The organism is Sphingopyxis sp. (genome assembly GCF_051861155.1).
Taxonomy (GTDB): domain Bacteria; phylum Pseudomonadota; class Alphaproteobacteria; order Sphingomonadales; family Sphingomonadaceae; genus Sphingopyxis.
The window spans coordinates 226,681-243,346 of the sequence record NZ_JBHYDE010000001.1; the positions used below are offsets into that span (position 1 = coordinate 226,681).

20 protein-coding genes are annotated in these 16,666 nt (G+C 67.4%); 7 read left to right on the forward strand and 13 right to left on the reverse strand.

The window, feature by feature from the left end:
• Nucleotides 1-32: 32 nt before the first annotated feature.
• The 4 genes from ACTIFP_RS01110 to ACTIFP_RS01125 all read right to left on the reverse strand — a co-directional run bounded on the left by ACTIFP_RS01110 (nt 33) and on the right by ACTIFP_RS01125 (nt 5,141).
• Nucleotides 33-338, reverse strand: a complete 306-nt coding sequence (locus ACTIFP_RS01110; RefSeq protein ID WP_439566882.1) for a UrcA family protein — start codon at nt 336-338, stop codon at nt 33-35.
• A gap of 147 nt (nt 339-485) precedes the next feature.
• Complete coding sequence (recQ, locus tag ACTIFP_RS01115) at nt 486-2,261, reverse strand: DNA helicase RecQ (RefSeq protein WP_439566883.1); 1,776 nt, start codon at nt 2,259-2,261, stop codon at nt 486-488.
• Nucleotides 2,262-2,389: 128 nt separating this feature from the next.
• Nucleotides 2,390-4,039 (reverse strand): YbaL family putative K(+) efflux transporter, encoded by a 1,650-nt coding sequence (gene ybaL / locus ACTIFP_RS01120; RefSeq protein ID WP_439566884.1) that lies wholly within the window; start codon nt 4,037-4,039, stop codon nt 2,390-2,392.
• Between the two features lie 172 nt (nt 4,040-4,211).
• Nucleotides 4,212-5,141 (reverse strand): LysR substrate-binding domain-containing protein, encoded by a 930-nt coding sequence (locus tag ACTIFP_RS01125; protein WP_439566885.1) that lies wholly within the window; start codon nt 5,139-5,141, stop codon nt 4,212-4,214.
• A 101-nt stretch (nt 5,142-5,242) separates the two neighbouring features.
• Between ACTIFP_RS01125 and ACTIFP_RS01130 the strand changes: the two genes are divergently transcribed.
• Together ACTIFP_RS01130 and ACTIFP_RS01135 are read left to right on the forward strand one after the other, a co-directional pair.
• A complete protein-coding gene (locus ACTIFP_RS01130; RefSeq protein WP_439566886.1) occupies nt 5,243-5,992 on the forward strand; it encodes a 3-oxoacyl-ACP reductase family protein in 750 nt (249 codons plus the stop codon).
• A gap of 59 nt (nt 5,993-6,051) precedes the next feature.
• The gene (locus ACTIFP_RS01135; RefSeq protein ID WP_439566887.1) at nt 6,052-6,651 is read left to right on the forward strand and encodes an NADPH-dependent F420 reductase; all 600 of its coding nucleotides are present in this window, start codon (nt 6,052-6,054) and stop codon (nt 6,649-6,651) included.
• Nucleotides 6,652-6,662: 11 nt separating this feature from the next.
• Here the strand turns inward: ACTIFP_RS01135 and ACTIFP_RS01140 are convergent, their stop codons facing one another.
• From ACTIFP_RS01140 to ACTIFP_RS01160, 5 genes are all read right to left on the reverse strand, one after another.
• Nucleotides 6,663-8,477, reverse strand: a complete 1,815-nt coding sequence (locus ACTIFP_RS01140; RefSeq protein ID WP_439566888.1) for an ABCB family ABC transporter ATP-binding protein/permease — start codon at nt 8,475-8,477, stop codon at nt 6,663-6,665.
• A 167-nt stretch (nt 8,478-8,644) separates the two neighbouring features.
• The gene (locus ACTIFP_RS01145; protein WP_171003853.1) at nt 8,645-8,794 is read right to left on the reverse strand and encodes a hypothetical protein; all 150 of its coding nucleotides are present in this window, start codon (nt 8,792-8,794) and stop codon (nt 8,645-8,647) included.
• A gap of 106 nt (nt 8,795-8,900) precedes the next feature.
• The gene (locus ACTIFP_RS01150) at nt 8,901-9,479 is read right to left on the reverse strand and encodes an LptA/OstA family protein (protein WP_439566889.1); all 579 of its coding nucleotides are present in this window, start codon (nt 9,477-9,479) and stop codon (nt 8,901-8,903) included.
• Entirely contained in the window at nt 9,476-10,114 is a 639-nt protein-coding gene (locus ACTIFP_RS01155) for an LPS export ABC transporter periplasmic protein LptC (RefSeq protein ID WP_439566890.1), read from the reverse strand. Before ACTIFP_RS01155 ends, ACTIFP_RS01150 begins: the two co-directional genes overlap by 4 nt.
• 15 nt (nt 10,115-10,129) lie before the next feature.
• Entirely contained in the window at nt 10,130-10,747 is a 618-nt protein-coding gene (locus ACTIFP_RS01160; protein ID WP_439566891.1) for a ribonuclease D, read from the reverse strand.
• A gap of 263 nt (nt 10,748-11,010) precedes the next feature.
• Between ACTIFP_RS01160 and ACTIFP_RS01165 the strand changes: the two genes are divergently transcribed.
• On the forward strand, nt 11,011-11,826 hold the full coding sequence (locus ACTIFP_RS01165; protein WP_439566892.1) for a cold-shock protein: 816 nt from the start codon (nt 11,011-11,013) through the stop codon (nt 11,824-11,826).
• A 163-nt stretch (nt 11,827-11,989) separates the two neighbouring features.
• Here the strand turns inward: ACTIFP_RS01165 and ACTIFP_RS01170 are convergent, their stop codons facing one another.
• Nucleotides 11,990-12,880 carry a LysR substrate-binding domain-containing protein gene (locus tag ACTIFP_RS01170; RefSeq protein ID WP_439566893.1) on the reverse strand — a complete coding sequence of 297 codons (891 nt, stop codon included), beginning with the start codon at nt 12,878-12,880 and terminating at the stop codon, nt 11,990-11,992.
• Nucleotides 12,881-13,029: 149 nt separating this feature from the next.
• Here ACTIFP_RS01170 and ACTIFP_RS01175 point away from each other — a divergent pair, with 149 nt between their 5' ends.
• From ACTIFP_RS01175 to ACTIFP_RS01190, 4 genes are read left to right on the forward strand one after another with little or no spacing between them, the layout of a single operon-like run.
• Nucleotides 13,030-13,656, forward strand: coding sequence for a pyridoxamine 5'-phosphate oxidase family protein (locus ACTIFP_RS01175; RefSeq protein WP_439566894.1), 627 nt, complete (start codon nt 13,030-13,032; stop codon nt 13,654-13,656).
• A 2-nt stretch (nt 13,657-13,658) separates the two neighbouring features.
• A complete protein-coding gene (locus ACTIFP_RS01180) occupies nt 13,659-14,267 on the forward strand; it encodes a glutathione S-transferase family protein (protein ID WP_439566895.1) in 609 nt (202 codons plus the stop codon).
• 11 nt (nt 14,268-14,278) lie between these two features.
• Nucleotides 14,279-14,500 (forward strand): tautomerase family protein, encoded by a 222-nt coding sequence (locus tag ACTIFP_RS01185; protein ID WP_439566896.1) that lies wholly within the window; start codon nt 14,279-14,281, stop codon nt 14,498-14,500.
• Nucleotides 14,497-14,952, forward strand: coding sequence for a DMT family transporter (locus tag ACTIFP_RS01190; RefSeq protein ID WP_439566897.1), 456 nt, complete (start codon nt 14,497-14,499; stop codon nt 14,950-14,952). Before ACTIFP_RS01185 ends, ACTIFP_RS01190 begins: the two co-directional genes overlap by 4 nt.
• 7 nt (nt 14,953-14,959) lie before the next feature.
• Here ACTIFP_RS01190 and ACTIFP_RS01195 read toward each other — a convergent pair whose 3' ends face one another.
• The 3 genes from ACTIFP_RS01195 to ACTIFP_RS01205 all read right to left on the reverse strand — a co-directional run bounded on the left by ACTIFP_RS01195 (nt 14,960) and on the right by ACTIFP_RS01205 (nt 16,626).
• Nucleotides 14,960-15,364: a GFA family protein gene (locus ACTIFP_RS01195; protein WP_439566898.1), complete on the reverse strand. Its 405-nt coding sequence runs from the start codon at nt 15,362-15,364 to the stop codon at nt 14,960-14,962.
• 80 nt (nt 15,365-15,444) lie between these two features.
• Nucleotides 15,445-16,137: a helix-turn-helix transcriptional regulator gene (locus ACTIFP_RS01200; protein WP_439566899.1), complete on the reverse strand. Its 693-nt coding sequence runs from the start codon at nt 16,135-16,137 to the stop codon at nt 15,445-15,447.
• A 45-nt stretch (nt 16,138-16,182) separates the two neighbouring features.
• On the reverse strand, nt 16,183-16,626 hold the full coding sequence (locus tag ACTIFP_RS01205; protein WP_439566900.1) for a DUF6265 family protein: 444 nt from the start codon (nt 16,624-16,626) through the stop codon (nt 16,183-16,185).
• Between the last annotated feature and the right edge of the window lie 40 nt (nt 16,627-16,666).

Genomic DNA, 16,666 nt, shown 5'->3' on the forward strand with positions numbered 1-16,666 from the left:
TCGGCGGCGCCCCAGGGATCGCGCCACGTCGTTCATTGCGCGGCGAGTTGCTGCGACTGGCGTGCGCGCAGCTTTTGCAGCGCCAGCCCGCGCACCGTGTCGCGGCACTGACGCGCCGCGCGGCGCGCCTTGACGGTCAGATGCTCGGTATCGTTGCGGCACGCCGCCTTCGCCGCGCGCGCAATCCGGCGCTGTGCCGTCGTCACGTCGGCGGGCGCGGCCAGATCGAGTGCACGCACATCGATGCGAACGGTCGTGGGGGCGTCGGACGCCTGTACGGTCGTCGGCAGCGCGACAAGACATGCCGCGGCGAGCGTGCGAAAGAGGGGAGAGCGCATGGTTATCGTCCTTTCGTTGGTCGGCGCCGCAAAGGCGAAGCGGCCCGATGAAAGGCGAAGTGGCGATGACGGCGGCGCCGGTCGCGCCGCGTTCCGAATTTGACTAGCCATTTGTGAAATCGATCAGGCGCGCGGCCGACCGCCGGCTCAAAAGTGCCGGATCACCGCCAGAAACGCGTCGCCCCACGCCTCGAGCTTTTTCGCGCCAACCCCCGGAATCGTCCCCATCGCGCCCAGCGTCGCGGGCTTTTCGGTCGCCATCGCGCGCAGCACCGCGTCGTGAAAGATCACATAGGGCGGCACATTGGCTTCGGCGGCAAGCTCGCGCCGGACGCTACGCAGCGCGTCGAACAGCGGATCGCCGACCGGGTTGGCGACCCCCGCGCCGCCGCGAACCTCGCGTTTGGTGCGCTTGACCGGCGGTTCGGCGATCAGCACCGCCGCCTCGCCCTTCATCATCGCGCGCGCGCTGGGGCCGAGCATCAGCCCGCCATGCTCGGTCGTTTCGAGCGCCTCGCGCGCGACCAACGTCCGCACCAGCGGCTTGATCAGCCGCGCCTCGTCGCCCGCAACGATGCCGAACACCGACAATTTGTCATGGCCGCGCTGGGCAATCCGCTCGTCGCTGCGCCCGGTCAGCACCGCCTCGATATGCCCCGCGCCATAGCTTTGGCCGGTGCGATAGACCGCGCTCAGCAGCTTTTGCGCGAGCACGGTCGCATCGACTTGGGCGGCGGGGTCGAGGCAAGTGTCGCAATTGCCGCAGCGGCCCGGCGGGCTTTCGCCGAAATGACGCAGCAGCTGCGCGCGGCGGCACTCGACCGTCTCGACCAGCGCCGCGAGCGCGTTCAGCCGCACCCGTTCACCCGGAACCCGCGCCTCGGGCAGCTCGGACAATCGCATCCGGGCCTTGGCGAAATCGTCGGCGCCCCACAGCATCATCGCCTCGGCGGGGTCGCCATCGCGCCCGGCGCGTCCGGTTTCCTGATAATAGCTTTCGATCGATTTGGGCAGCGCCGCGTGGGCGACAAAGCGCACATCGGGCTTGTCGATCCCCATCCCGAAGGCGACCGTCGCGGTGACGATACCGTCCTCCGACGCGACAAAATCATGCTGCACCCGCGCCCGTACCTCGGGATCGAGCCCGGCATGATAGGCGGCAACCGGCCGCCCCGTCGCCTTCGCCAGTTGCTCGGCCAGCCGTTCGGTGCCGCTGCGCGTCGGGCAATAGACGATCCCCGGCCCGGGGTTGGCGGCGATGAATTCGACCAACTGGCGCGCCGGGGTGATGCGCGGACGGATCGCGTAGCGGATATTCGGGCGGTCGAAGCCGGCGAGGATCAGCCCGTCGTCGGCAATGCCAAGCTGAACAAGAATATCCTCGCGCGTATGCTTGTCGGCGGTCGCGGTCAGCGCCAGCCGCGGCACCCCCGGAAACGCATCGAGCAACGGGCGCAGCAGGCGGTAATCGGGACGGAAATCATGCCCCCATTCCGAAACGCAATGCGCCTCGTCGATCGCGAACAGCGCCGGGCTCCGCGCCTCGAGCAGCGCGCGAAACCCTTCGCCAGTCGCGCGCTCGGGCGCCACATAGAGCAGGTCAAGTTCGCCGTCGCGATAGCGTTGCCGCGTCTCGGCGCCATCGGCGTCGACGCTGGTCAGGCTGGCAGCGCGGATCCCCGCCGCGCGCGCGCCGCGCAGCTGGTCGTGCATCAACGCGATCAGCGGCGACACGACGACGACGCAACCGTTCAGCGCGACCGCGGGCAGCTGATACGTCAGCGATTTGCCCGCCCCCGTCGGCATCACCGCCAACGTCCGCTCGCCCGCCATCACCCGATCGACGACATCGGCCTGCCGCCCGCGAAAGGCGTCGAAACCGAAGGTGGATTTCAGGAGGGGGAGAAGCGCGTCGGCGGACATTGTGGGTGGCGATAGGGCGGATGCGGAAGAGAGGGAAGCCCCATCCGTCGCCCCCGCGAAGGCGGGGGCCGCTGGCACCCTTGCGCTCCGCCGATAGCGGCCCCCGCCTTCGCGGGGGCGACGACAAGCTAACCCCGCGCCAGCAACGCCCGCTCGGCCATCCGCGCCGCGGTTTCGCGTTCGGCCATCACGACATGGTCGGCGCCGCGCCGCACCAGATCGTCGACCTCCTCGTCCGAATGCGCGCGCGCGACAATCACCAGCTTCGGATTGATCGCCCGCGCCCGCCGCACGATCGCCCCAGCCTCGACCCCCTCGGGAATCGCGATCAGCAGCGTCGCGGCGGCGTCGAGCCCCGCCTGGCGCAGGATGCTTTCCTTGGTCGCATCGCCGATAATCACGGTCGCGCCCGCGGCGCGCGCCGTCGCCGCCATGTCGCGCTCGTCCTCGATCACCGTCAGCCCGGCGCCGCGCCCGCAGATCAGGGTGCCGATATGGCTGCCGACGCGGCCGTAACCGATCAGCACCACGCCGGCGTTGCACGGCGCGGGCGCGTCCTCGCTTGCCGCCTCGACGTCTTCGGGCTCCTCGAACCGCATGCGCCTTACCGCGAGCGAAAACAGGATCGGGTTGACCAGGATCGACAGCAGCGCCCCCGCGAGGATCAGGTCGCGCCCCGTCTCAGGCAGCACCTCCAGCCCCACCCCCAGCCCGGCCAGGATGAACGAAAATTCGCCGATCTGCGCCAGGCTGACCGACACCGTCAGCGCGGTCTGCGAATTATGGCCAAACGCGCGGACCAGCGCAAAGGCGGCGAGCGATTTGCCGACGACGATGATCCCCACCGTTGCCAGCACCGGCCCCGGCTGCTCGACCAGCACATGGGGGTCGAACAACATGCCGACCGACACGAAAAACAGCACCGCAAAGGCATCGCGCAGCGGCAGCGTCTCTTCGGCGGCACGGCGGCTGAGCTGCGTTTCGCCGAGGATCATCCCGGCAAAGAACGCGCCGAGCGCGAACGACACATCGAAAATCACCGCGGCGCCAAACGCCACCCCCAGCGCGATCGCCAGCACCGCGAGCCGGAATAGCTCGCGCGACCCGGTGTGCGCCGCCCAGTGCAGCACCCACGGCAGCACCCGCCGCGCGATCACGAACATGAAGGCGCCAAAGCCGACGACCTTGACCAGCACGATCGCCGCCGACTGAAGCAGGCCCGCCCCATTCGCCCCGGCGCCGCCCTCATCGCCGCGCGCGCCGAACATCGCGGGGAGCAGGACGAGCGCAAGCACCATCACCAGATCCTCGACGATCAACCAGCCGACCGCGATCCGCCCCTTTTCGGTCTCGACCATGTCCTGCGCCTGGAGCGCGCGCAGCAGCACGACGGTCGATGCGACCGACAGCGCCAGACCGAACACCGCGCTGCCCGCGATCGACCAGCCAAGCCACAGCCCCAGCATCATGCCGAGCGCGGTCGCGACCGCGATCTGCAGGATCGCCCCCGGCACCGCGATCCGCCGCACCGCCAGCAGGTCTTTCAGCGAAAAATGCAGCCCGACCCCGAACATCAGCAGGATGACGCCGATCTCGGCGAGCTGCATCGCCAGCCCGGTGTCGGCGACGAACCCCGGCGTGAACGGCCCGACCAGCACCCCGGCAAGCAGATAGCCCGCAATCGGCGAAATCCGCAGCCGATGCGCGAGCGCCCCCATCAGGAACGCGACGCCCAGCCCGGCAACGATGGTGCCGATCAGGGAGGTGTCATGCGGCATGATCCATGCCTAGGGGGCGGGGGCGCGGGGGGTCAAGGTCGCGCCGCAGGAAAAGACGCAAGTCCGGCAATATCCTATGACCGGCCAAAATCACGCCACCCAGCCAATCGCGGGCGGTCAGGGAGAATCTGGAAGCGGCGTTCGGCGATCCGCCCACTTGGGATGCCGCGAGCTAGCCGATACTGCCCGCGAATTGCGCGGCGAGTTGCTCGCGCTTGAAATGATCGACGACCGTGTCGACAAAAGCGCGCGTCTTGGCGGGGAGCAAGGTGCGGCTGGCATAATAGAGGGTGATTGCCCCCGCGTCGCCGTACCAGCCAGGCAGCAGGCGGACGAGTGCCCCGCTGCGCAAATGCGGCAAGACGTCGGGCACCGCGAGCAGCGCCGCCCCCAGCCCCATCAGCGCCGCGCGCACCATTGGGGCGGGGTCGCTCATCACGATCGTTTCGCGCTGCGCGGCCGCCAATTCAGTGCCGACCGCGTCGCGCATCATCCATTGCCGTGTCCGCCCGTTGGTCGGAGATCGCATGACGATGCCGTCGAACGCAGCCAGCCCCGACGGGTCGGTCGGCAACGGTTTGCCCGCCAGATAGCCTGGCGCCGCAACCGCAACGACATGCAATGGCGCCAGCGGCCGCGCGATGATTGCGGGCGAGAGCTCGAAGCCGCCGCCGATCGCGGTATCGAAACCCTCGGCGATCAGGTCGACCTGCCGACTGTCGAAATGCAAGTCGGGCCGCACGCGCGGGTAGCGCGCGAGGAAGGGTGCCAGCACCGGCACGACATATTCCTGCCCAAAGGCCAGGCTCATGCTGACCTTCAGCGTCCCGGCCGGTTCGTCGCCCGCTTCCGCGACATCGGCGATCGCCGCCTGCAGCCCGTCGAGTTGACCACCGATCCCTGCCAGAAGGCGCTCGCCCGCCTCGGTCAGCGACAGCTTGCGCGTCGAGCGATGAAACAGCCGCGTGCCAAGGTTGCGTTCGAGCATCGCGACGTTGCGGCTCACCGCCGCCGGGGTCAGCCCCATCAACCGCCCCGCGCCGGAAAAGCTAGCGAGTTCGGCGCTGCGCATGAAGCATTCCAGGTTGGCGAGCGTTTCCATCTTCAATCATTCATTGAAATTTATTGCTCTGATTAGCGACTAATCATCGATGAATCCAGTCGCCATAACCGATCCATCACCCTTTGATGGAGTAAACCAGCATGACCACAACCCTCCCCCTCACCGGCAAGATCGCGCTCGTAACCGGCGGCTCGCGGTCGATCGGCGCCGCCATCGCGCTGCGCCTCGCCGCCGACGGTGCCGCCGTAGCGATCACCTACAATGGCTCGCCTGATCGCGCCGCCGATGTCGTCGCCGCGATCGAAGCCGTCGGCGGCAAGGCGCTTGCGATCCAGGCCGATGCCGGCGACCCCGTCGCGGTCCGTGCCGCCGTCAGGCAGGTCGTCGCCGACTTTGGCGCGATCGACATCCTCGTCAACAATGCCGGTATCGCGATCAACGCCGGCATCGAGGATTATGATTTCGCGGACTATGAACGCATGCTCGCAGTCAACGTCACCGGCGTCTTCGTCGCGACGCAGGAAGCCGCGCGCGCGATGACCGCGGGCGGGCGCGTCATCCATATCGGCAGTTCGATGGCGCGTTACGCCGCCTTCCCCACCGCCTCAGTCTATACGCTGACCAAGGGTGCGGTGTCGGGCTTCAACCGCAGCCTCGCCCGCGATCTTGGTCCCCGGGGCATCACCGTCAACACCGTGCTGCCCGGGCCGACCAACACCGACATGAACCCCAAGGACGGCCCCGTCGCGGCAATCGTCGGCCAAAATATCGCGATCGGTCGCTATGGCGAACCCGACGAAATCGCCGCCGCGGTCGCCTTCCTCGCGCGCCCCGAGGCTGCCTTTATCACCGGCGCCGAAATCATCGCCGACGGCGGCCTCACAGCTTGAACGCCACGAACCCGCCGCTCCCCATCGGGAGCGGCGACCTGCACCGAAAGGACAATCACATGAGCATCGGAATCATCGGATCGGGCGCCATCGGCACTGCCATCGCCACCATTCTGACCCGCGCCGGGATGGGCGCCGTCATCGCGAACAGCCGCGGCCCTGCCAGCCTCGCCTCACTGACCGCCGACCTCGGCCCGTCGCTCCGCGCCGTTACCGTCGCCGAAGCCGCGGCGCAGGACATCGTCTTCGTCGCGGTCCCCTGGACAAAGCTACCCAGCGCACTCGCCGGCCTGCCCGATTTCGCCAGTCGCATCGTCATCGACGCGAATAACCCGATCGAGGCGCCACTATTCAAGCCCGCTAACCTCGGCGGCCGCCTGTCGAGCGAGATCGTCGCTGACCTCGTTCCCGGCGCGCGCCTCGTCAAGGCGTTCAACCACCTGACCGCGCCGCTACTAGCCACTGACCCGCGTGCCGAAAGCGGCCAGCGAGTGTTGTTTCTGTCGGGCGACGACGATGCAGCCAAGGCGGAGGTCGCCGCGATCATCGCGCGGCTCGGCTTCTTCGCGATCGATCTCGGCGCCTTGGCGGTCGGCGGCAGACTCACGCAATTTCCCGGCGGCCCGCTACCGGCGCTCAATCTTGTCAAGTTCGGATAGGAAAGGGGGGACTAAACCGTCCCCTCCTCCACCTCGGCCTGCTGCCTTGCCCACATGTCGGCGTACAGCCCGCGCATCCGCAGCAGCTGGTCGTGCGTCCCCGTCTCGGCGACGCGGCCCTTGTCGAGCACGACGATCCGGTCGGCGCCGGTCACCGTCGACAGGCGGTGCGCGATCACCAGTGTCGTGCGCCGCGCCGCAATCCGCTCCAGCGTGTCCTGGATCGCCGCCTCGGTGCGGCTGTCGAGCGCGCTCGTCGCTTCGTCCAGGATCAGCACCGGCGGATTTTTGAGCAAGGTGCGCGCGATCGCGACGCGCTGTTTCTCGCCGCCCGACAGCTTCAGCCCGCGTTCGCCGACCTCGGTGTCATACCCCTGCGGCAGGATCGCGATGAAACCATCGATCGCCGCGCCCTCGGCCGCCGCCGCAATCTCGGCCGCGCTGGCGCCTTCGCGGCCATAGGCGATGTTGTACCCGATGCTGTCGTTGAACAGCACCGTATCCTGCGGGACGATGCCGATCGCGCCGCGCAGGCTGGCCTGCGTCACCGCGGCAATATCCTGATTGTCGATTATGATCCGCCCGCCCTGCGGGTCGTAGAAACGGAACAACAGCCGCGCGATCGTCGATTTGCCCGCGCCCGACGGTCCGACGATCGCCAGCGTCTCGCCCGCGCCGACCGCAAAGCTGACGCCGTTCAGGATCGTGCGGTCGCGCTCGTAACCGAACACGACATTGTCGAACGCCACCGCGCCGCCGTTCACCACCAGCGGCGGCGCGTCGGGGGCATCGCTGATCTCGGGCGGGGTGTCGATCAGGCGGAACATCGCCTCCATGTCGATCAGCCCCTGGCGGATGACGCGATAGACCATGCCGAGCATGTCGAGCGGGCGGAACAGCTGCGCGAGCAACGTGTTCACCAGCACCACGTCGCCGACCTGAAACTGTCCCTTTGACCAGCCCCACACGGTGTACGCCATCGCCCCCGCCAGCGCGGCGTTGGTGATCAGGCTCTGCCCGATGTTCAGCCACGCCAGGCTGTTCTCGCTTTTCACCGCGGCGCGCGCATATTGGTCGGCGACGTCGCGGTAGCGCGCCGCCTCGCGCTCCTCGGCGCCGAAATATTTGACCGTCTCGTAATTGAGCAGGCTGTCGACGCTGCGCCCGATCGTCAGCGTGTCGAGGTCGTTCATCTGGGTGCGCAGCGCGTTGCGCCAGTCGGTCACCTTGCGCGTGAAGATGATGTAGAGCACCACCATCAGCGCGGTCGCGCTGGCGAGCCCGAAGCTGAACTTGGTCCAGAAGATGATCAGCACCGCGGCGAGCTCGATCACCGTCGGCGCGATGTTGAAGAGCAGGAAATAGAGCATCGTGTCGATGCTCTTGGTCCCGCGCTCGATCACCTTGGTCACCTCGCCCGTGCGCCGCGCGAGGTGGAAACGCAGGCTCAGCGCATGGAGATGCGTGAAGGTCGCGATCGCGAGTTCGCGCGTCGCGTCCTGCCCGACGCGCTCGAACACGACGTTGCGCAGATTGTCGAAGAGCACCCCGGCAAAGCGCGCGCCAGCATAAGCGAGCACCAGCCCGATCGCGAGCGCCACCCCCGCCTGCATCCCCGGCGCCATCTTGTCGATCGCGGCGCCATAGAGGAAGCCCATCGACAGCTGCACGCCCTTCGACGCCAGGATGATGAGCCCCGCCAGGACGATGCGGACCTTGTGCTCGGTGTGCCCCGCGGGCCACAAATAAGGCAGGAAACGCTTGAGCGTCTCAAGAACCGGGGGTTCTTTGGCCGCGTCGGCGGAGGTGAGGGTATCGGGCGGCATGCGCGCCCCATGTAGAGGGGCGGGCGCGGAACGCCAAGCGAGTCTCGCGGTTCTTCGCCGTTCACGCTCATTCGTCATCCCGGCGAAGGCCGGGATCTCAACCGTACTTTAGAACGCGACGGCGAGATCCCGGCCTTCGCCGGGATGACGATCTAAACTGAGAAACGCTACCGCGACTCGCGATACCCCGCGTGGCGCATGATCCGGTCGATCAGGCGCCGTTCTTCGGATGTCGGGGTGGGGATGATCGCCGCGGGTGGTTCGATCCGGCGGCCGAACAACGGACGCCGCGGCGGGACAAGGGGAGAGAAACGCATCGGGGGCTCGCCTTCATTGCGCAGCGTCGCCCCCCGGCACCGCTATGGATCTGGTCCCTGCCTCCTTGGTGAAGGCGCGTGGTTGCAGATCGGTTAAAGGCGCTGGTTACTGTTTTCTTTCCGGTACCGTGAAGGTGCCGGTGACGCGCCCGCCGGTGCCGCCCGCGATCGGATTGCCGTCGGGACCGCGCGCCGCGCCGCGCCCGTCGACCGTCGCGCGGCCGCTGTTCAGGTCGATGACCAGCCGCCCGCCGCGCAGATTGTTGCCGCGCTGGCGCAGTTCGACATTACCGACCATCGTGATCAGGCGGCGGTCGAGGTCATAGATCGCGACATTGCCCGACGCGCGCTCGTCACCCTTGGTCACCACGACCCCGCCGGTCGCGTCGATCCGGTTCACGTCGGTACCGCCGCTGCGGGTGTATGCCGCCGTCAACCGTGCTGCGGTCAGCGTCAAACCCGCCTGATCAACCCGGACGTTGCCCGAAAAAATGGCGCGATCAGCACGATCTTGGACCTCAAAGCGATCTGCTCCGAACGTCACGGGCGCGTTGCTGTTGTGGTTGGCCAGGGCTTGCGCCTGCGCCGCGTCGCCGCCGGTTCCCGTTGACAACAGGGCCAAGCTGGTGAGCGAAAAGCCGACACCGGCCACCGCCACGCTTTTCATCAAAGATAGACGGTTCATTTGATCACTCCCTGATTGATCCGCAGCCGCGCATTTCCCTCCAGCCGCACGATCCGCCGGTCGAGATCGGCCGACAGGCGGTTGGCCGAAAACGTGCCAATGTTCAACGCCCCATCGACGCCGCCCTGTCCGGTCAGCGTTCGCGTCTTGAGGTCGATGGAGACATTGCGGGCATCGATACGATATCCGTTCGCACCCCTGACCTGAACCATGCCCGGCACCGCGACCTTTTCGGTTTCCATATTATAGGCGCTGTCGCGCGCGACGATCGTCGCCGGTCCGTCGGTCAGGCGGATCGCGCCCGACAGGTCGCTCATCCGCACGACGGGTTCGGCCGAACTTTTCTGCACCGCGCTGCCCGCGAGCAGGGCAAAGGGCTGGCCCTTGGCATCCTGGCCGCGATATTCTGCGCGGGTAACCTTCATCCGCTCCTGCGCCACCTCGACCTTGTCCTTGGCGAGCAGGAAGCTGACCTCGGCACGCTGGGTGAAGGGCGAAAAGACCAGCACCGCGGCGACCACCCCGATGACCAGCGGCAACCCAAAGCGCAGGATGCGCACGACGCGGTCGTGGCTCGACCCGCTTGCCGCCCACAGGCGGCGCATCGTGCGGTCAAGATCGGCGCGTTCGGACATCGTCGCTCCCGCGAATCAGCTGTGCGCGAAAATATCGACCTCGGGCCACCCGGCCAGGTCGAGCGCGGCGCGCGTCGGCAGGAAATCGAAACAGGCCTGCGCCAGGTCGGTGCGCCCCTCGCGCGCCAGCCGGACGTCGAGGATCTCTTTCATCGCGTGCAGAAAGCGCACGTCGCTCGCGGCATAGTCGCGCTGCGCGTCGCTGAGCTCGGCGGCGCCCCAGTCGCTCGACTGCTGCTGTTTCGACACTTCCTGACCCAGAAGTTCGCGCACCAGTTCCTTCAGCCCGTGACGATCGGTGTAGGTGCGGATCAACTTCGAGGCGATCTTCGTGCAATAGACGGGCGCGGTCACAACGCCGAGCGCCTGTTGCAGCGCCGCGATGTCGAACCGGGCAAAGTGGAACAGTTTCAACCGGTTGGGGTCGGTCAATATCGCCTTCAGCACCGGCGCGTCATAGGCGCTGCCCGGGGCGAAGCGGACGAGATGCTCGTCGCCCGACCCGTCGCTGATCTGGACCAGGCACAACCGGTCGCGCAGCGGGTTCAATCCCATGGTTTCGGTGTCGACCGCCACCGCACCCGGACCCAGCGCGCCCGCGGGCAAATCTTCTTCGTGGAAATATACCGTCATTGGCCCGCCTTAGGCGAAGCGGCGGTGCCGCTCAATGACTGGTTTTGGCGCTGCCAGCCCATCCGCCGCCAGCCCGCGGCAAAGCGCGCTTCGCCCGGCATCGCGGCGGTGAATTTTCCGTTCGCAGACGGCATATATTTAAGCTATATATTGCGCCGTTAGAGGCACGGGGCGAGTCTGTGCCCATGGTGAACTGCGTCCCCCGTCCGGCGCAAGGCGCCGATCATATGGGGTATGGACGAACCGAAAGCGACTATTAGACAATGAGTTTCAACAAGGATCGCCGCGGCCAGCGGGGGCGCGGCAAGCGCGATGATTTCGGCAATTTCGACAGCTTCGAACCTGCACCCTATGGCGGCGACAGCTATGGCGGCGGCAATCGTGGGGGTGGTTTCGGCGACCGCGGCGGCTTCGGCGGCGGTGACCGCTCGGGTGGCGGCGGCGGCTTTGGCGGCGGCGACCGCGGCGACCGCGGCGACCGCGGCGGCTTCGGCGGCGGCGATCGTGGCGGCGGCTTCGGCGGCGGACGCGGCGGCGGCATGCCGGCGCAGGTCGTCGGCGAGGGCAATGGCACGGTGAAATTTTTCAACGCCGCGAAAGGCTTCGGCTTTGTCGCGCGCGATGACGGCGGCGAAGACGTGTTCGTGCACATCAGCGCGGTCGAACAGGCGGGGCTCCAGGGGCTCGCTTCGGGCCAGCCGCTCGGTTTCACCCTCGTCGAACGCAATGGCAAGGTGTCGGCCATCGATCTGAAGATCGACGGCGAACCGATGCCGGTCGAAGAATTCGCTCCGCGTGCACGTGACGATCGCGGCCCCGGCGCAGCCCCGGGCGGCGCGCGTGGCCGGCGTCAGCTGACCGGTGAACGCACCTCGGGCACCGTCAAATTCTTCAACACGACGAAGGGCTTCGGCTTTATCGCGCGCGACGACGGACAGGCCGATGCCTTTGTCCACATCAGCGCGGTGCAGCGCGCCGGCATGGCGGGCCTCGACGAAGGCGACCGCGTCGCGTTCGACATCGAAGTCGACGACCGTGGCAAATTCGCCGCGGTGAACATCCAGCCGCATCAGGACTGATCGGCGGGACAGCGAAAACGAAAAGGGCGGCTCGCGGGCCGCCCTTTTTGTTTGTTTGGGTGGCGTCTGCTTTCGACCGGAAGCCGCCGCCGCCTTCGCGAGGGCGACGTTGGTGAATCGTCCGCTCCCTACCCCAAAGCCGCCATTCCACCTTTCGTCTACCTCACCCCAACCCTGCCACTCGCGCTCGCTCCCGCATCGCCTCAACGAACGCGCGCACCGCGGGCAGCCCGGCGCGCGACGGTTCGAACAGCAGGTGGACCGGCAGCGCGGGCGGCTGTTCCTCGGTCAGCAGCGCGATCAACCGCCCGCCAGCGAGCGCATCGGCGAGCTGGTAGCTCAGCAGATTGGCGATCCCCAGCCCCGCCTCGGCCGCCGCGAGCGCGCCATCGACGGTGTTGAGCACCAGCCGCGGCCTGGGGTCGAGCCGCCAGCGGCCGCTTGCCAATTGCCATTCGCCGGTCGCGCGCGGCCCCATCGTGCCGATCAGGTCATGCCCCGCCAGTTCGGGAATTGCCTGCGGCGCGCCGCGGCGCGCCAGATAGGCGGGGCTCGCGACCAGCATCTGGTGCACCCAGCCGATCCGCACCGCCTTCAATCCCGAATCGGCGAGTGCGCCGATGCGCACCGCGACATCGATCCCCTCCTCGATAATCCGCACGTTGCGGTCGATCAGCATCATCCGCACCATCAGCTCGCGGTGCTGCGCCATCAGGTCGCCGACGACGGGCAGCACGTGCAGCCGCCCGAACATCACCGGCGCGGTGATATACAGCTGGCCGCGCGGCTCGGCCGCCGCACCGCGCAGCTCGCGCTCGGCGCCCGCCAGATTGGCGAGGATGCGCCGCGCCTGTTCCAGAAACGCCGCCCCCGCATCGGTCAGCGCGACCGCGCGCGTCGAACGATGAAAGAGTATCGTCCCCAATCGCGCCTCGAGCGCCGCAATTCCGCGCGTCACCGCGGGCGGCGAGCTGTTCAGCTTGCGCGCCGCCGCCGCGAAACCGCCCTCGCCCGCGACCGCGACAAACATCTCCAGCGTCAGCAACCGATCCATCGATTATTCCAGTTTTAGGAATAGAGTTCTTCTACATGCACCTGTTATCACGATCGGCGCAACGATCTAAACAGGCCCGGCGAACGAAGCTGTCCCCTCTCGGTCTTCGTTCGCTCCCCCCGCCCCTCCCCCCGCGAAGGTTCGGCATCATGGCGCAAAATTACCGGCACACGCTGTTCAGCGACGACGTCAAAGCCCTGCAGGAAAAGCACGGCTCGCGCGTTTCCTATCTCAAGCTCGACGCCGGCGCCGACGGCACCCCCGACCGGCTGACCGCCAAGGAACTGGACTATATTGCGCTGCGCGACAGCTTTTACATGGCCAGCGTCAACGCCGACGGCTGGCCCTATATGCAGCACCGCGGCGGCCCGGCGGGCTTCCTGCGCCACATCGAAGGCAATCGCATCGGCTTCGCCGATTATCGCGGCAACCGGCAATATATCAGCACCGCAAACCTTGCGGCCAACGACCGCGTCTCGCTGTTCCTGATGGATTATCCGAACAAGGACCGGCTGAAGCTCGTCGGCCACGCGCACAGCGTCGAACTCGCCGACGATCCCGCATTGGTGACCTCGCTGATGCCCGAGGGGTATCGTGCGACGCCCGAGCGCGCCTTTCTGATCGACGTGCTCGGGTGGGAGTGGAATTGCTCGCAGCATATCACCCCGCGCTTCACCGAAGCCGAAATCGCCGCCGCAATCAAACCGATGGCGGCCGAGCTTAATCAGCTGCGCGCCGAACTTGCGGCGCTGCGCGCCCCCGCATCAGGAGAATGACGATGATCCAGCTTCACGGCACCCCGCGATCGGGCAACACGCACAAGGTCCGCATGGCGCTGACCTTCCTCGGCCTGCCATGGGATGAACAGCCGACCGACGCCGCGGCGCGGCAATCGGACGCCTTTCGCGCCCTGACCCCGATGGCACAGATTCCCTTCTTCATCGACGGCGACCTGCATTTGCGCGACAGCCAGGCGATCCTGGCCTATCTCGCAGCGCGCCATCGCCCCGGCGCCTGGGACGGCCATACCCCCGAAGAACGCGGCCGGATTGGCGTCTGGCTGTCGCACGCCGCCAATGAGATCGCCAATGGCCCCGCCACACTCCGCCTCGCGCGCCAGTTCGGCGCCGTGATCGCCGAGGATCAGGCGCAGGCGGTCACCGCCCGCATCCTGCCCGTCATCGAAGCACATCTGGCGACGCGCCGCTGGCTCGTCGGTGACCGGCTGACCATCGCCGACCTCGCCGCCAGCCCCTATCTGGCGCTGGCGGGCGAGGGCGACATCGACCTTGCCGACTGGCCGGCGATCGGCGAATGGACAGACCGGATCGCGGCGCTTCCCGGCTTTCCCGCCATGCCGGGCTGGCCTGTGCGCACCGCCAGCTAAGGAGCCTGCCGATGCCCTATGTGAACATCAAGATTACCCGCGAAGGGGCGACGCCCGAACAAAAGGCCGAACTGATCGGCGGGGTCACCGAATTGCTCCAGCGCATCCTCGGCAAGAACCCCGCCACCACGGTGGTGACGATCGACGAGGTCGATCTCGACAATTGGGGCATCGGCGGCCTGCCGGTCACCGAATTTCGCGCCGCGCAGGCGGCAAAGGCGCCGCCGCAATGACCAGCAGCAACGCGCCGACGTTCGCGATCATCATGCTGCTGACCGGCATCGGCATCCCGATCCTCGCGGCGCTCAACGGCGGGCTTGGCGCGCGGCTCGGCAGCCCGATGGCGGCGTCGATGATCCTGTTCGGCCTCGCCTTCCTGATCGCCACCACCGGCGCGCTGGCGACCGGGTCGGTCGGCCAGATCCGCTTTTCGTCCGACATCCCGTTTCATTTCTACTTCGGCGGGCTGTTCGTTGCCTTTTACGTGATCGCGGTGACCTTCATCGCGCCCAAATTCGGGGTCGGCAACGCGATCTTCTTCGTCCTCGTCGGCCAGCTGATCAGCGCCGCGGTGATCGACCATTTCGCACTGTTCGGCGCCGCGCGCTTTCCGATCGACGCCAAGCGCTTCGCGGGCATCGCGCTGATGGTCGCCGGGGTGTATCTGGCGCGGCGGACCGGTTGAGCCACCTCTACATATGCGCGGTGACCTCCGGCGCATTCCACCAGTTATTCCCCGCGCCGTCCATATGCTGGACCGGCAGCGCCGCCATCGCGGCGTGATCCAGATCGTCGAGGCACGCGATCGCCACCGACACATAGGCGCCGCCGATCTCCTCGACATAGCCATGGCCATAGGGCGCCACGCCGCACGTCGTGCAGAACAGGTGATGCACGCTCGACGATCCGAACTGATAGTCCGACAGCGCGGCGGGGTCGGTCAGCAGGCGAAAGGCGTCGGGCTTGATCTGCGCGCTCCAGCCGCGCTTCTTGGTACAGATCGAGCAGTTGCACTTGCCCGTCCCCGCCTCAAGATCGATGTCGGCTTCGAATTTGACCGCGCCGCAGTGGCACGAACCATGATGGGTCTTGAGCATCGAAAATCCTCCGGTCTGGCGCGCCGTCCGCCGGCGCTCTTCACCCGAAGATTCCTAGCCCACCCCCCTGACAGAAATTGTCAGGAGGATGCCTCAAGGCCGTTCTTGCGCCACCAATCGGCCATCAGCACCGCGCGCCGCCGCCCGTAACGTTCGTCGCCGATCCGTGCCGCGGTCACCCGGTCGATGCGGAAACTGCGGAAATCCTGGCGCAACAGGCACCAGGCGGCGATCACCTGCTTGTCCTCGAAATAGGCGAGCGCCGCGGGCCAGATCGCGCGCTCGGTGACCGCGCCGCGCTCGTCGGCATAGGCGATGTGCAGCACCTTTTCGCCGCGCATCGCCTCGCGCACCGTTGCCAGCAACGGCGCATTCGTTTCGCGCCAGCGGCTGCTCACCGGCCACAGCCCCGCCTCGTCGATCCGCCGCTTGAGCTCGTCCGGACTCGCCGCCGCGATCTTCGCCAGCGCCAGCCCCGCAGCCCGCGACAGCGATCCGTCCTGCCGCCCCTCGACCCAGCGCGCGCCGAGCACCAGCGCCTCCAGCTCGTCGGCGGTGAACATCAAAGGCGGCAGGAAAAATCCCGGGCGCAGCACATAACCGACCCCCGCCTCGCCCTCGATCGGCGCGCCTAGCGCGATCAGCGCCTGAATGTCGCGGTACAGCGTGCGCACCGACACGCGCTGCTCGTCGGCCAATATCTCGGCGGTCACCGGCCGCCGGCGGCGGCGCAGGCTGTCGATGATCGCGAACAATCGTCCTGTCTTGGCCATGCCACCCTCTCGCCTGCCGCGCCGTCGGCCCGGCATAGGGAGGTCTCAGCGGCGGCGAAAGGTCCAGCGCATCGGCTTCGACCCGTCGACCAGCGAAATCGTTGCGGTCATCGCATCGCCGTCGCGGACATAATGGATGCGCTGGGGATAATCATGCGCCGCATTCTCGAACGTCGCGCTCATGCCGTCGCGCCGCACCAGCGGGAACATGACCGGCGCCTGCCCGCCGGGTTGCGCAATATAGGCCGGGACGCCGTCAGCGCCCGCCTGCAGGCGCAGAAACTCGAACTCGCGCAAGCTGTCGCCGCGCCCCGAACGGCTGTGCCCCAGCATCACCCCGCCGCGCGGGGCGGTCCAGCTTTCCTCGGTCCAGCGGTCGCCCTCCTCGCGGCTCCACTGCCCCGCCATCCACGCGAGATCATCGACGCTCGCCGCTGGACTTGCGGCCGCCAGCACCGCCGCCGCCGCCATGGCCAAAATTGCTTTCATACCCGCCTCCTGTCGCACCCCGTCTGACAGCTTCGCCGCA

Excerpts from the sequence above, each read along its gene's own strand:
- ACTIFP_RS01110 (WP_439566882.1), bottom strand. The coding sequence starts at position 338 with ATGCGCTCTCCCCTCTTTCGCACGCTCGCCGCGGCATGTCTTGTCGCG.
- recQ (WP_439566883.1), bottom strand. The coding sequence starts at position 2,261 with ATGTCCGCCGACGCGCTTCTCCCCCTCCTGAAATCCACCTTCGGTTTC.
- ybaL (WP_439566884.1), bottom strand. The coding sequence starts at position 4,039 with ATGCCGCATGACACCTCCCTGATCGGCACCATCGTTGCCGGGCTGGGC.
- ACTIFP_RS01125 (WP_439566885.1), bottom strand. The coding sequence starts at position 5,141 with ATGGAAACGCTCGCCAACCTGGAATGCTTCATGCGCAGCGCCGAACTC.
- ACTIFP_RS01130 (WP_439566886.1), top strand. The coding sequence starts at position 5,243 with ATGACCACAACCCTCCCCCTCACCGGCAAGATCGCGCTCGTAACCGGC.
- ACTIFP_RS01135 (WP_439566887.1), top strand. The coding sequence starts at position 6,052 with ATGAGCATCGGAATCATCGGATCGGGCGCCATCGGCACTGCCATCGCC.
- ACTIFP_RS01140 (WP_439566888.1), bottom strand. The coding sequence starts at position 8,477 with ATGCCGCCCGATACCCTCACCTCCGCCGACGCGGCCAAAGAACCCCCG.
- ACTIFP_RS01145 (WP_171003853.1), bottom strand. The coding sequence starts at position 8,794 with ATGCGTTTCTCTCCCCTTGTCCCGCCGCGGCGTCCGTTGTTCGGCCGC.
- ACTIFP_RS01150 (WP_439566889.1), bottom strand. The coding sequence starts at position 9,479 with ATGAACCGTCTATCTTTGATGAAAAGCGTGGCGGTGGCCGGTGTCGGC.
- ACTIFP_RS01155 (WP_439566890.1), bottom strand. The coding sequence starts at position 10,114 with ATGTCCGAACGCGCCGATCTTGACCGCACGATGCGCCGCCTGTGGGCG.
- ACTIFP_RS01160 (WP_439566891.1), bottom strand. The coding sequence starts at position 10,747 with ATGACGGTATATTTCCACGAAGAAGATTTGCCCGCGGGCGCGCTGGGT.
- ACTIFP_RS01165 (WP_439566892.1), top strand. The coding sequence starts at position 11,011 with ATGAGTTTCAACAAGGATCGCCGCGGCCAGCGGGGGCGCGGCAAGCGC.
- ACTIFP_RS01170 (WP_439566893.1), bottom strand. The coding sequence starts at position 12,880 with ATGGATCGGTTGCTGACGCTGGAGATGTTTGTCGCGGTCGCGGGCGAG.
- ACTIFP_RS01175 (WP_439566894.1), top strand. The coding sequence starts at position 13,030 with ATGGCGCAAAATTACCGGCACACGCTGTTCAGCGACGACGTCAAAGCC.
- ACTIFP_RS01180 (WP_439566895.1), top strand. The coding sequence starts at position 13,659 with ATGATCCAGCTTCACGGCACCCCGCGATCGGGCAACACGCACAAGGTC.
- ACTIFP_RS01185 (WP_439566896.1), top strand. The coding sequence starts at position 14,279 with ATGCCCTATGTGAACATCAAGATTACCCGCGAAGGGGCGACGCCCGAA.
- ACTIFP_RS01190 (WP_439566897.1), top strand. The coding sequence starts at position 14,497 with ATGACCAGCAGCAACGCGCCGACGTTCGCGATCATCATGCTGCTGACC.
- ACTIFP_RS01195 (WP_439566898.1), bottom strand. The coding sequence starts at position 15,364 with ATGCTCAAGACCCATCATGGTTCGTGCCACTGCGGCGCGGTCAAATTC.
- ACTIFP_RS01200 (WP_439566899.1), bottom strand. The coding sequence starts at position 16,137 with ATGGCCAAGACAGGACGATTGTTCGCGATCATCGACAGCCTGCGCCGC.
- ACTIFP_RS01205 (WP_439566900.1), bottom strand. The coding sequence starts at position 16,626 with ATGAAAGCAATTTTGGCCATGGCGGCGGCGGCGGTGCTGGCGGCCGCA.